The sequence below is a fragment of the Curtobacterium sp. MCLR17_044 genome, from assembly GCF_003234435.1.
GTDB classification, from domain to species: Bacteria; Actinomycetota; Actinomycetes; order Actinomycetales; family Microbacteriaceae; genus Curtobacterium; species Curtobacterium flaccumfaciens.
Map to the genome: position 1 here is coordinate 90617 of NZ_QKTC01000001.1, position 12274 is coordinate 102890.

The 12274-nt window shown below is 71.7% G+C and carries 13 protein-coding genes; 6 read left to right on the forward strand and 7 right to left on the reverse strand.

Translation table 11 applies throughout. The annotated features are described in order from the left end of the window. Positions 1–18 precede the first annotated feature (18 nt). The 5 genes from DEJ04_RS00455 to DEJ04_RS00475 form a co-directional block, all read right to left on the reverse strand. Complete coding sequence (locus tag DEJ04_RS00455; protein WP_071248777.1) at positions 19–555, reverse strand: MarR family winged helix-turn-helix transcriptional regulator; 537 nt, start codon at positions 553–555, stop codon at positions 19–21. Positions 556–573: 18 nt separating this feature from the next. Further along, positions 574–756, reverse strand: coding sequence for a hypothetical protein (locus DEJ04_RS00460; protein WP_071248776.1), 183 nt, complete (start codon positions 754–756; stop codon positions 574–576). 148 nt (positions 757–904) lie between these two features. Further along, entirely contained in the window at positions 905–1465 is a 561-nt protein-coding gene (locus tag DEJ04_RS00465; protein ID WP_111045649.1) for a hypothetical protein, read from the reverse strand. 1 nt (position 1466) lies between these two features. Continuing rightward, entirely contained in the window at positions 1467–3500 is a 2034-nt protein-coding gene (locus tag DEJ04_RS00470) for a primary-amine oxidase (protein ID WP_111045650.1), read from the reverse strand. A 49-nt stretch (positions 3501–3549) separates the two neighbouring features. Further along, positions 3550–5043 (reverse strand): APC family permease, encoded by a 1494-nt coding sequence (locus DEJ04_RS00475; RefSeq protein WP_111045651.1) that lies wholly within the window; start codon positions 5041–5043, stop codon positions 3550–3552. A 193-nt stretch (positions 5044–5236) separates the two neighbouring features. Between DEJ04_RS00475 and DEJ04_RS00480 the strand changes: the two genes are divergently transcribed. The 4 genes from DEJ04_RS00480 to DEJ04_RS00495 all read left to right on the forward strand — a co-directional run bounded on the left by DEJ04_RS00480 (position 5237) and on the right by DEJ04_RS00495 (position 8307). Further along, positions 5237–6754 (forward strand): APC family permease, encoded by a 1518-nt coding sequence (locus DEJ04_RS00480; protein ID WP_111045652.1) that lies wholly within the window; start codon positions 5237–5239, stop codon positions 6752–6754. After that, positions 6751–7404 (forward strand): helix-turn-helix domain-containing protein, encoded by a 654-nt coding sequence (locus tag DEJ04_RS00485; protein WP_258371263.1) that lies wholly within the window; start codon positions 6751–6753, stop codon positions 7402–7404. Before DEJ04_RS00480 ends, DEJ04_RS00485 begins: the two co-directional genes overlap by 4 nt. Before the next feature lie 109 nt (positions 7405–7513). Continuing rightward, positions 7514–7969 carry an Hsp20/alpha crystallin family protein gene (locus DEJ04_RS00490; protein ID WP_071248766.1) on the forward strand — a complete coding sequence of 152 codons (456 nt, stop codon included), beginning with the start codon at positions 7514–7516 and terminating at the stop codon, positions 7967–7969. Positions 7970–7980: 11 nt separating this feature from the next. Further along, positions 7981–8307, forward strand: coding sequence for a hypothetical protein (locus DEJ04_RS00495; RefSeq protein ID WP_111045653.1), 327 nt, complete (start codon positions 7981–7983; stop codon positions 8305–8307). Positions 8308–8388: 81 nt separating this feature from the next. On the opposite strand, the gene DEJ04_RS00500 is transcribed toward DEJ04_RS00495, so the two are convergent. Beyond that, entirely contained in the window at positions 8389–9270 is an 882-nt protein-coding gene (locus DEJ04_RS00500) for a manganese catalase family protein (RefSeq protein WP_071404423.1), read from the reverse strand. A gap of 342 nt (positions 9271–9612) precedes the next feature. Between DEJ04_RS00500 and DEJ04_RS00505 the strand changes: the two genes are divergently transcribed. Next, on the forward strand, positions 9613–10824 hold the full coding sequence (locus DEJ04_RS00505; protein WP_244993310.1) for a sensor histidine kinase: 1212 nt from the start codon (positions 9613–9615) through the stop codon (positions 10822–10824). Beyond that, complete coding sequence (locus DEJ04_RS00510) at positions 10821–11492, forward strand: response regulator transcription factor (RefSeq protein WP_111045654.1); 672 nt, start codon at positions 10821–10823, stop codon at positions 11490–11492. The genes DEJ04_RS00505 and DEJ04_RS00510 overlap by 4 nt, the downstream gene beginning before the upstream one ends. On the opposite strand, the gene DEJ04_RS00515 is transcribed toward DEJ04_RS00510, so the two are convergent. Continuing rightward, entirely contained in the window at positions 11489–12241 is a 753-nt protein-coding gene (locus DEJ04_RS00515; RefSeq protein ID WP_258371264.1) for a TetR/AcrR family transcriptional regulator, read from the reverse strand. The genes DEJ04_RS00510 and DEJ04_RS00515 overlap by 4 nt on opposite strands. Positions 12242–12274: the final 33 nt, after the last annotated feature.

Here is a 12274-nt window from a genome sequence, read left to right on the forward strand (position 1 = left end):
CAGCCGGGCGCGCTCGCGTCAGTCCTGGTCGTCGACCGTGTACTCGTCGACCGGCGCGGGCGTGCCCGCGGCGAGCGCGTCGACGATCTTCGTGAGCGAGTCGGCGAGGACGGCGTTGTCCGCGTCGGGGAGTTGCTCGAGCACCTCGACGACGGCCGCGTGGAAGCGCGCGTACGAGGCGTCGATCTTCTCGGCGGCCTGGTCGGTCGGGGCGAGCACCTGCGCACGACGGTCGGTGGGGTGCGCCGTACGCGACAGCAGGCCCTTCTGCACGAGCCCGTCGACGATCTTGGTGACCGAGGCGTTCGAGACGGCGAGCATCACGGCGAGGTCCTTCGGGCCCATGGTGCGGCCGTCCCGGTGTGCCTGGAGCATGTACCGGACGGCGAGGAACTCGTTCTTCGACAGGCCGCTCTCGATGCGGGCGGACTCGATCTGCTGGTCCTCGGCGTGCTGCAGGCGGAGCAGCGCGTCGACGGCGGTCTTCGCGACCCCGGACTCGGGTTCGCGGGCGTAGAGGTGGACGTGCTCTCGACGGACGACGGTCAACGGCATGGGGTCATGCGCTCCTTGCTAAACGGCAGGCGTGCTGAAGAAGTCCGCGTAGGACGGTTCGGAACGACCGGCGAGCAGCGAGGGGTCCTGGATGCGACGCTCGACGTAGGCGTCGATGATCGCCGGGTCGGTGAGACCGACGCGGGTGTGGCTGCCACCGATCCGTGCCGTCCGAGGCATCCCGGAGTACGTGCTGTGCATGTCGTGTCCCGCCCTTCTTGCTTGCCGTGTGTCCCCTGCGGACGGCTGAACTCTTTCACAAAGTGAACGGTCAGTTCAACGAACCATTCGCGCTGTGTACGTTTTGCGCGCCGAACGGTTCGGCGGCACGCGGCACGCGGCACGCGCCTCAGACCATCGCCGCGGACATCACCGCGACCGCGACCCCCATCGCCAGGGTCTCGACCAGCGGCAGCGGACGCGAACGTCGCCGGACGCCGTCACGGAGCAGGTGGACGGTGAGCACCAGGTACCCGAGGGTCAACCCGCCGAGCACCACCTGCCACGTCACCGCGACCACCCCGAGGTGCTGGTGCATCCCCGCGGCGCCGGCGTCGTGCGCCATGCCGACACCCATCGCACCCATCACGAGCAGGCCCAGGGCAGCGTGCAGTCGCCCGTACCGGCCGTGTGCGGAAGCCGCGCCCGGCGGCTGAGCCGACCCGCGCCTCCAGGCGGACGTGGACTGCAACCGGTGCACCCCGGCGACCACCACGGCGAGGAACGCCAGCACCAGGAACCACAGGACACCCGGCAGGACCCGGGGTCCGAACGCCCCGTCGACCATCGCCGCCACCATCGCGACCGCGGCGACCACGTCGACCGCACGGCCGGGGCGCCACGCCCCGACCGTGCAGCAGGCCCCGGCCGACGCCGGCACGATGGCCGCGAGCCCGAGCAGGTCGGTCACGTCAGTGCCCGACCCCGTGGTCGTGCCCGTGGTCGTGCTGGTGCTCGGCTGCGTCGTGTGCGGCCTCGACGGCGCCGGAGACGTGGTGCGAGCAGTGCGACCCGGCCGCCGCCCCGATCGACGCCGGCACGTTCAGGGCCGGGTTCCGCGGGAAGAACCCGTACGGCTTGAGCGTGAACTTGGCGTAGTCGACGGGCATGACGGGCCAGTCCTCGGGCCGGGGGAAGTGCGTGGGGCCGAAGGTGTGCCACAGCACGATGTCCTCGCCGTCGAGCGCACGGTCACCCTGCACGTACCGGGCGAGGCCGTCCCCGCCGGGGTTCTGGTGCACGAAGTCACCGGCGGCGAAACGCTCGGCCGGGTCGTACTGCGTCACGTACAGGTGCTTCCGTGCGAACTCGGCGCGGGCGGCCACCGACGACGAGTCGTCCGCGAGCAGCACCGGGGCGTCCTGCGGGTACAGCACGTACCCGGTCGGGCGGTCGAGGTGGTTGCGCTCCTCGGTGTTCGAGATGAACCAGGTCCGGGCCTTCGACGCGTCGGCGAGACGGCCGGAGGTCGACTCGGACGACAGCCGGGTGACCGACTTCGTGAACGCGTTGCCGTGCTCGTTGCCCGGGCCGACCGGGACCCGGACGGCGTCGACCTCGTCCACCGCGTTCGACAGCCCGTCGACCATCATGTCCAGCCGTGCCGAGAACAGGTGCTGGTGGTACGGGGCGCCGAGGCCGGGCGCGACCTCGGAGGCGTACGGGTAGTCCGCACCGGACTCCGTCCGACCCGGGTACGACGAGGTGAAGAGGACACCGGTGAGCTTCGCCTCGCACTCGATCGTGCCGTCGAGGTACAGGTACCAGTAGAACCCGTAGTCGTAGTTGCCGACGGTGGTGAAGAACGAGATCACCAGCCGACGGGAGCGCCGGACCTCCTGCGACCCGGTGTAGATGTCCCCGTGCTTCCACAGCGTGCCGAAGTCCTCCTCGTGCATGCAGATGCCGTTGCGGATGGTCTGCGGGTTGCCGAGCTCGTCGGCCAGGACGGCGTCGAAGTACTTGATCTCGCCGACGCAGTCGCAGCCGAGCTCGAGCGAGTTGGTGAAGCGTCCGAACAGGTACTCGCCGGTGTCGAAGTAGTTCTGCCAGAACCGCACCGGCGACGGGTCACCGTAGGGCACGAGCATCTCGTCGATCGAGGCCCGGTAGACGATCGGCCGCAGCCGCGCACCGTCCTGCCACGACAGCTGCCGGAGCACGAGCCCCTCGCGGGCGTCGAACCCGACCTGGAACCGCCAGTTCGCCCACTCGACGAACTCGCCGTCGACCGAGAACGACGGCCCCTCGGGCTGCGTGATGACGATCGGCTTGAGGTCGAGCGGTTCGCCCTGCACCGCCGGGTCGTCGAAGTTGCCGGACGTGGCGGGTACGGGCATCTCCGCGACGTCCACGATGCGGGTCACCGCGCGGTTGGCGGCGTCGACGTACACGGACAGGCCGTCCACGGGGTGCGCCCAGACGTGGTCGGCGGGGTGGTCCTGGCGGAAGGCGAGCACGCGGAGGATCCGGCGCCCCTCCTCCTCGGGGTAGTCGTAGTACCCGGCCGACAGCGGGACGCACTTCACCTCGTCCGGCGTCAGGCCGCGCTTCGCCAGGGCGGCGACCCAGCGCTCGTCCGCGTTCGCGATCTCGCCGACGGCGTCGAACTCCTCGATGAGGACGGGCAGCTGTCCACGGGACCCGTCGAGCACGTCGGTGGACAGGACGATCCGGTCGGTGATCGAGACGACGCCGTCGGTGGAGCGTCCGGTCGCCATGTCGAGGAGCATCACGCGGGCACGGCGGTCCGGCAGGGGACCGTCGCCGGCCTGCCAGGCCAGGACCTGCTGCTTGTGCGGCTCGTCGAGGCCGACGTAGACGAAGCGCGTGGTGTCGGTCCAGTCCGGCTGCGCCGTGACGACGTCGCGGACGGCGGTGAACTCGTCGGGGCTCAGGTTCGCGAGCGGGTGGGTGGTGGCGGTGACGGGATCGGTGAGGGTCATGCTGGTGGTTCCTTCGGTTCGGTCTGGAGGCGCGGGTCGGGTGGGTCGGTCAGCCGTCGCTGGCGAGACGGTCGAGCATCTGGTCGTAGCGGCGGCGGTCGCGCCGGCGCAGCACCACGGCCTGCAGCACGCCGACGGCGGGCACGACCACGACGAGGCCGGTGAGCACGGTGCTGACGACACCGAAGACGCTCGCTCCGGAACCGTCGACGTCACCGACGAGCGTCGGGAAGTTCGCCCAGATCAGGACGGCCGAGGCGACGAGCCCGACGAACCCCAGGACCGGGGCGATGACGGTGTTCCAGATGCGGCGGTCGGCGCGGTTCCGGCGGAAGTACACGATGACGGCGAGGCTCGTCGCGGCCATCAGGATCGCCACGCCCAGGGTGGCGACGCCGGCGAACCAGCTGAAGACCTGCAGGACCGGGTCGAGGCCGAGGACGGCGAACAGGACCATGAGCACGGCCGCGGTGACGGTCTGCACGACGCTCGAGGTGTGCGGCGACTCGTGCTTGCGGTGCACCGTGCCGAGACGACCGGGCAGGAGCGAGGCGTTCGCCATCGAGTGCTGGTACCGGGTGATGACGTTGTGGAAGGACAGGACGCAGGCGAACATGCTCGTGAGCAGCAGCACGTTCATGACGGCCTCGCCCGCGGTGCCGATGTACTGCGCCGCCGTGGTGAGGATGAGCGCGCCCGGGTCCTTCGCGGCCTCGGCGAGCACGCCGTCCGGACCCCAGGCCATCACGAGTCCCCACGACGCCAGCGTGTAGAACACCCCGATGCCGATGACGGCGGTGTAGGTGGCCCGTGGGATCGTGCGCTCCGGGTCCTTCGCCTCGTCGCGGAAGATCGCGGTGGCCTCGAACCCGATGAACGCCGCGATGGCGAACATGAGGCCGACGCCGGGTGAGCCGGACATGACGTGGGTCGGTTCGAACGGCGCGAACGAGAGCCCGTCGGCACCGCCGCGGAACACGATCGCGGCGACCAGGACGAGCACGATCCCGACCTCGCCGACGAGCAGGACGCCGAGGACCTTGCTCGACAGGTCGATGTGCCGGTAACCCAGCACCCCGACGAGCGCCACGACGACCAGGGACCACACGTACCAGGGGATGTCCGGCCCACCGAGGCCCGTGACGGTCACCCCGAGCAGGTACCCGATGTAGCCGTGCACGCTGACCTGGATCGTGGTGTAGGTCAGCAGCGCCAGGGTGGCCGCTCCCGCACCGGCCGGACGACCGAGCCCGTGCCCCACGAACGTGAAGAAGGCGCCGGGTCGTGGCAGGTGCCGGGTCATCGCCGCCAGCCCCACCGAGAACAGCAGCAGGATCACGGCGGACGCGGCGTAGAGCGACGGGAACCCGACGCCGTTGCCGAGCAGCATGCCCAGCGGGGCCGCACCGCCGACGACGGTGAGCGGGGCGGCGGCCGCGACGACCATGAACACGATCGCGGTGACGCCGAGCGAGCCGCGCATGGTCCGTTGCGGTGCGGGTACGGCTCCGAGTGACGCGGGGTCCTTCGTGATGCTGGACATCGTGGCCTTCCGGTTCGGGTGACTGGGTCGGGGTGGGACCACGGTCCCGCGCTGCCGTTGCGCCCCCGTTCCACGGGTGTGAAACCCGCACGCACCCGAATGGGACGGCCCGGACGAGGCGTCTCATTTGCCCGAGACCACCGCGAAACACGACCGAGACACCGGGGCAACGCAGCGCCCGTACCGTTGCCGCATGACCGCGCTCGACCGTGCCATCGCCGACCCGCCCCGGGTGCCGGGCGTCGGCACGCGCTCCCCCGTCGACGGGCTGTCCCGGCGGAGCGTCGGCCCGGTCGACGTGCTGGCGCAGTCGGTGTCGGCGGTCGCACCGTCGGCGGCGGCCACCACGATCCCGGTGCTCGTCGCGACCGTCGCCGGGCAGGGCGCGACGTGGTCCCTGCTCGCCGCGATGGCGCTGTCGTTCCTGGTCGGACGCACCGTGAACCAGTTCGTCCGACGCGTGGCGGGCACCGGCTCGCTCTACACCTACGTCTCACTCGGCCTGGGGCCGGCGGCCGGTGTGGTCGCGGGCGCCGCACTGCTGCTCGGCTACGGGTTCATCGCGATGTTCTCGCTCACCGGCAGCGGCTACTACCTCGACTACCTGCTGTCCCGGTTCGTCCCGACGGCAGGCACCGGCTCCCTGGTCACGGTCGTGGTGGTCACCGTCATGGGCGCCGCGGTGTTCGCCGTCATCGCCCTCGGGGTCCGGTTGTCGACGCGCCTCACCCTGCTCGTCGAGACCCTGTCCGTCGCCGTCATCGTCGTGCTGATCGTCGCCCTGGTCGCACGGCTGCACCCCGTCGACACGTCCGCCCTCGCGCTCGGTCCGACCGCACCGGCACCCTTCGCGGTGGGCACGGCGCTCGCGGTCACCGCCTTCGTCGGGTTCGAGAGCGCGTCGGTGCTCGGCGTGGAGGCCCGACGTCCGTTCCAGGCGATCCCCCGCGCGATCTCGTGGACCGTCCTGGTCGCGGGCGCGCTCTACGTCGTGAGCGCTGCCGCCCAGCAGACCGGGTTCGCCGCGATCGGCTCCGACCTCGCCACGAGCGCCTCGCCGGTCAACGAGCTCGCCACGGCCTTCGGCATGCAGTGGGTCGGGTGGGCGCTCGACCTCGGGATCGCCGCCTCGTTCGCCGCGTGCGCGATCGCCTCGACGACGGCGCTCGTCCGGGTGCTGTTCGCGATGGGCCGTGAAGGGGTGCTGCCCGCAGCGCTCGGGCGGGCGTCGCCCCGGTTCCGGACACCCTTCGTCGCAGGCGTGCTGGCGTGCTCGGTGCTGACCGCGCTGCCCGTCCTCGGGCTCCTCACCGGCATCCCGACCTGGTCCCTGATGGAGGCCGAACTCGTCGTCGCGGCACTCGGGTACCTGACGGCGTACGCGATGACGTGCTTCGCGGCTCCGGTGTTCCTGCGCCGCATCGGCGAGCTGACGACCGGGGTGGCGACCACCGCGGTGACGACCGGTGTCCTGCTCACCGCCGTGCTGCTCACCTACGTCGGGGTCGAGGCCGCATCGCCCCGGTGGCCGGCCGTCGTCCTCGCCGTCGGGGCCGTCACCGCGGTCGTCGTCGCGTTCCTGGTGGCGACCCGTCGGCGACCCTGGCGACGGGGTCGGAGCCGGGCGGTGTACGACGTGCCGGTCGAAGCGGACCTGCTGGGCGCCTCCCGGTCGTCCGCCGGACCCGGCCCCGGGACGGGGGTGCGGTGAGCGAACCCGGTCTCCGCGCGCGGCAGCCGAAGGCGATCCAGAACGCCCTCGCGGTGCTCGAGGCGGTCGCGCACGCCGGGCCCGGCGTCACCGCCCAGCAGATCTCGGACGCGCTCGGGATGCCGCGGGCGACCACCTACCGGCTCATCACGCTGCTCGTGGAGGACGAGTACCTGGTACGGCTGCCGGACCTGCGGGGCTTCGCGCTGGGACACAAGGTCTCGGAGCTCGCCGGTGTCGCCCCGGCCGCGGCCCAGTCGGTCCCACCACTCCCCCGCGCCGTCCGGTCCGTTCTGTCCGACGTGCGCTCGGCGGTCCGCGCCGGGGTGCACCTGGCCCGGTACGACGCCGACGGGATCTGCGACGTCGACGTCGACCCGGACTTCCCGCTCCTCGACGCGACCGCCCTGCGATCGGCACCCGGGTCGAGCGCGATGGGGCGGCTGCACGCAGCCGGCGGCGCCTCGGCGTCGCAGGTCGGTGCCTTCGTGCGGGGCTTCGGGTGCTTGGCACTGCCCGTCCGCGGCGAGCGCGGTGAGCTCGTGGCGGGGCTGACGTTGTCCGCGCCCGCGGCCCGGGTGGAGTCTCCTGGCCAGGCCCTGGTGCACCTGCGGACGGCGGTCGCGCGGCTCGAGCCCCTGCTCGGCTGAGTTCTCGGCGTCCTCCGAGCGATCTCTTGGCACTCACCAGGGTCGAGTGCTAAAACGGTGGCAGTTGAGTCGAGGGGACTCAACGAGAACCACGAAGGAGTTGATTTCGATGACGATGAACTTCGATCCGTTCCGCGAGCTCGACCGACTCGCGGGTTCGCTCCTCGGCACCGCCGCCGGCCCGCGCTCGATGCCGATGGACCTGTACCGCACCGGGGACCACTACGTCCTCGACGTCGACCTGCCCGGCATCGACCCGGGCTCCGTCGACATCGACGTGGACGGCTCCGTCCTGACCATCCGCGCCGAGCGCACCCTGGGCGCGCCCGAGGGCTCGCAGTGGCTCACCCGTGAGCGCCAGCCCGGCACGTTCGTCCGGCAGCTGACGCTCGGCGACGGCCTGGACGCCGAGCGCATCACCGCCGGGTACGACAACGGCGTGCTGAGCGTCACGATCCCCGTCAAGGAGTCCGCGAAGCCGCGCAAGATCGCCGTCACCGTCGGTGGCGCGTCCGAGCAGCTCGCGGTCGGCTCCGGTGCCGCCGGTTCCGGCGCCGCCGAGTGAGGAGCTGAGCGATGACGTCCGTCCTGCTGAACGCGGTGGTCGCGGTCCTCGTCGTCACCGCGGCGCTCGCGCTGACGAGTCTGGACCGGCGCACCGCCGTGCTCCTCGGGGCGACTGGCAGCCTGACCGGCGCGTTCCTGACCTGGGTCGCCGCGCCCCGGCTGTTCGAGCAGTCGCTCCTGGCGCCCTGGGTCGCGGCGGTCCTCGGCACGGCCCTGCTGATCGCGGGGTGGAGCGCGGTCCGCGCCTACTCGGGCATCTTCGAGGCACCCCGCGACGAAGAACCCGAGACGGGGGCGCTGATGACCGTGGGCGGGTCCGCCCCGTCGGTGCGGTGACCACCTGACGGACAGGAGGCCCGGTGCACGTCGTGCGCCGGGCCTCCTGTCATCCGTCGGTCGCGTGGGCGACCGTCGGGACTACTCCTTGTTCAGCTTGTCCTGCACCAGGCCGGCCGTCTTCTCGACGACGTTCGGCAGCTCGGTGGTGCCGTAGAGCCGGACGTCGGGGTGCGTGGGCGGGGGCATCGGGACCGAGGTGGTCGGGCCGTCGTGGTACGAGTACTCGCCCTTGCCGTCGAACGAGGGGCCGCTCGCCCAGGGGCCGTTCTTCGCCTCGGCACCGTCGGAGAAGTTGAGGTACTGGTAGTTGACCTCCTGGTTCTCCTTCGACTGCGGGAAGTTGCTCGGCACGGGGAAGCCCTCGACGCCCTTCTCGCGCAGCTCGGCGGCAGCGGTCGCCCACATGTTCTGGTGCATGGTGTCGCGGGCGATGAGGAACGACAGCAGGTCCCGCACGCCGTGGTCGTCGGTCATGTGGTAGAGCCGGGCGGCCTGCACACGACCCTGCATCTCGGCGTTCTCGTTCGCCGTGAAGTCGGCGAGCAGGTTGCCGCTGGCGGTGATGTACGAGCCCTGCCAGGGGTTGCCGTTGCTGTCCACCGGGCGGGCGCCCGCACCGGCGACGATCGCGTGCTGGACGTCGGTGCCACCAACGATCGCGGCGACCGTGGGGTCGTCCTGCAGCGCGTCCTCGGTGATGCCGAGCGGGGACTTCTCGAGCAGCTGCGCGATCATCGTCGCGAGCATCTCGACGTGGCCCATCTCCTCGGCGCCGATGCCGAACACCATGTCGCGGTACTTGCCGGGGATGTGCATGTTCCACGCCTGGAACTGGTACTGCAGCGCGACGGAGATCTCTCCGTACTGGCCACCGAGCACCTCCTGCAGCTTGCGGGCGTAGATCGCGTCGGGCTTGTCGGGCGTTGCCTTGAACTGGAGTTCCTGCTTGTGGAAGTACAAATCGTGCTCCTTCGTCTCGATCGAGCGATTGCACGGCCGATGGTTCGCCGGGGGCACTGAGCGGCCGTCCAAGGTGGCCGGATCACGCAGAGGGTGTCCCGGATGCGCCGTTCCACGGATCCGGGTCAACCGTCGGCTTCACCCGGCAGGACGAGGCCCTTCGGTCGACCGCCCGATGCCCTCGGCCGTCCGGTTGCGCAGGCTTGGGAGCATGCAGACCTCGACCAAGCACACGATCGCCACCCTGCTGCTCTGCGCGGCGATCGTGGTCGCCACCGTCATCGCACTGATGGCCATGGCCCCGCCCGCGTGACGCCGGTACGGCATGGGAGGATCGCTCTCGTGACCGAACGGGGCAGGTTCCTCCGGCCGCTCGCCACCCGGTCGATCGTCATCGACGTGGCCTGGGCGGTCCTGGCGGCGTTCGTCTTCCTGCTGCCCATCGACCTCGAGCTCGAGCACGCGAGCCTCGCCGCGGTCCTGTCGGCCTCGGTGGCGATCGCCCTGCGTCGCATCTCCCCGTCCGCCGCGATGGCCATGGTGGTCGTCCTCGGGGTGATCCAGGTCGGCGGCGGCGAGCGCCCGTCGCTGGTGGACCTCGCGCTGTTCGTCGTGATCGGCACCGCCGCGGTCGTCGGCACCCGCACCGAGGTCGTCGTCTCGGGCGTGCTCGCGGTCGTCGCCGGAGCGGGTGCGACGGTCTACCTGGCGTCGACCGGCTTCCGGTTCCTCGTGCTCATCAACGGCCCGCGCGACCAGGCGTTCCTGGCGATGGCCGCCCCGGTGACCGCGCTGCTCGGGGTCTGGGCGGGCGGGGTCGCCGTCCGGGCCTTCCGCTCGCGCGACCGCGAGTCGGAGCGCCGTGCCGACGCCGAGGCCGCAGCATCACGTGCCGAAGCCGTCGCCACCGAGGCCGAGGCCACCGCCACCCGCGCGATCGACGTCGCCGAGTCCGAGCGCATCCGCGCGGACATCGCCCGCGACGTGCACGACGTCGTCGGCCACTCGCTCGCGGTCATCATCGCGCAGGCCGACTCGGTGCCGTTCCTCGACGACGAGGCGCGCATCCGAGCGGTCAGCGCCACCATCGCGAGCACCGCCCGCAGCTCCCTGGTCGAGGTCCGACAGGTCCTCGGGCACATCGACGGCTCCGCCGAGGCGACCGGCCCGGGTTCGCTCGAGGAGATCGTGCAGGGCATCCGCGACGCCGGGGTCGACGTCGACCGCACGGTGCGCGGGGTCCCCCTGGCCCTGCGCCCGGACACCGGCACCGCTGCCCGCCGCGTGCTGCAGGAGATGCTCACGAACGCCCTGCGCCACGGCGCCCCCGGCAACCCGGTCGTCGTGCGGGAGACCTGGCGGAACGCCGACCTGGTGCTCGAGGTCGAGAACGTCGCCGGAGACGGCACCACCGCCGGCTCGGGCCGCGGGATCGACGGCATGGACTCGCGCCTCGGCGCCCTCGGTGGGTCGTTCGACGCCGCCGTGCTGGACGACGTGTTCACGGCACGCGCCCGCATCCCGTTCGACGTCCAAGGGGGACCCGTCCGATGACCGAACCGATCAGGATCCTGCTCACCGACGACCAGGCGCTGTTCCGCGCCGGGCTCCGGGTGGTGCTCGACGCCCAGGACGACATGCGCGTGGTCGGCGAGGCCTCCGACGGGGCCGAAGCGCTCGCACTCATCCCCGAGGTGCGCCCCGACGTGGTGCTGCTCGACATGCGGATGGCCGGCATGGACGGCGTGGAGACCGTCCGACAGCTCTACTCCGGCGCCGTCCCGGGCCCACTGCCCCGCGTCGTCGTGCTCACCACCTTCGGGCTCGACCCGGCAGCGGCGACCGCGATCCGGCTCGGCGCCAGCGGGTTCCTGCTCAAGGACACCACGCCGCCGTTCCTGTTCGCCGCGGTGCGGGCCGTGCACGAGGGCAGCTCGGTCATCGCCCCGAACGACCTCGCGCAGCTGTTCGGCACCGACGTCGCCCGGGCCCCCGCACCCCAGCCGCCGGAGTTCGCCACCCTGACCGAGCGGGAGCGCGTCGTGTTCGGGTGGGCGTCCCGCGGCCTGTCGAACGCCGAGATCGCCACGAAGGAGTACGTCACCGAGTCGACGGTGAAGACCCAGATCTCGAGCATCCTCGGCAAGTTGTCGCTGCGCGACCGGGTGCAGCTCGTCGTCTACGCCCACGACCACGGGCTGGCGGGCACCCGCGAGGGCTAGTCCGCGGCGATCCGGTCGAGCCACTCCGCGAGCATCGTCCGCTCGGCTGCCGACAGTCGATCGAGCCGGGGCGCTGCGGCACGGAGCGTGATCGCGGCGCTCGTCACGGCGTCAGTCCCCCGACCGCGACCACCCGGGGCCGCGCCGCCGTCGTCCCTGGTCGGCCCGCTCGGTACGAGGATCCGCCCGAGCACCGCGTCGAGGACGTCATCGGCGAGTGACGGGTCCCGCTCGTCCGCCGGAGCGGCCAGGATCGCGAGCACCGCACCGGTGCCGGCCGCGTGCACGAGCTCGACCGCGCGGTGTTCCGGCACGGCCAGTCGTCCGGCCTCGGCCACCCGCTGGATGCGTTCGGCGAGCAGCGCGGTACCGGCGCGGGCGGCTGCCGACCGACGGCCGCGCTCCGGGTCGCTCAACAGCACGAACAGGTCGGGGTTCGCCAGCCCGAAGCCGATCGTCATCGACCACCCGGTGCGCAGGTCCTCGACGGGGTCGGTCGCCTCGTCACGAGCAGCCCGGACAGCGTCGGCCTTCATCGCCGAGAACATCGCCATCGCGTGCTCGGCGACCGCTTCGAGCAGACCGTCCTTGTCGCCGAACAGCCGGTAGATGGTCGGTGCCTGGACGCCTGCGCCGTCCGCGACCGCCCGCGTGGTCACCGCCGCGGCACCGCGTTCGCGCAGCATGGTGCCGGCGACCTCGACGATGCGCGCACGCGTCTCGTCGCGCTGGCTTCCCTGCTCGATCACGGAACAACGATAACGGATCTGTGCTATCACTGT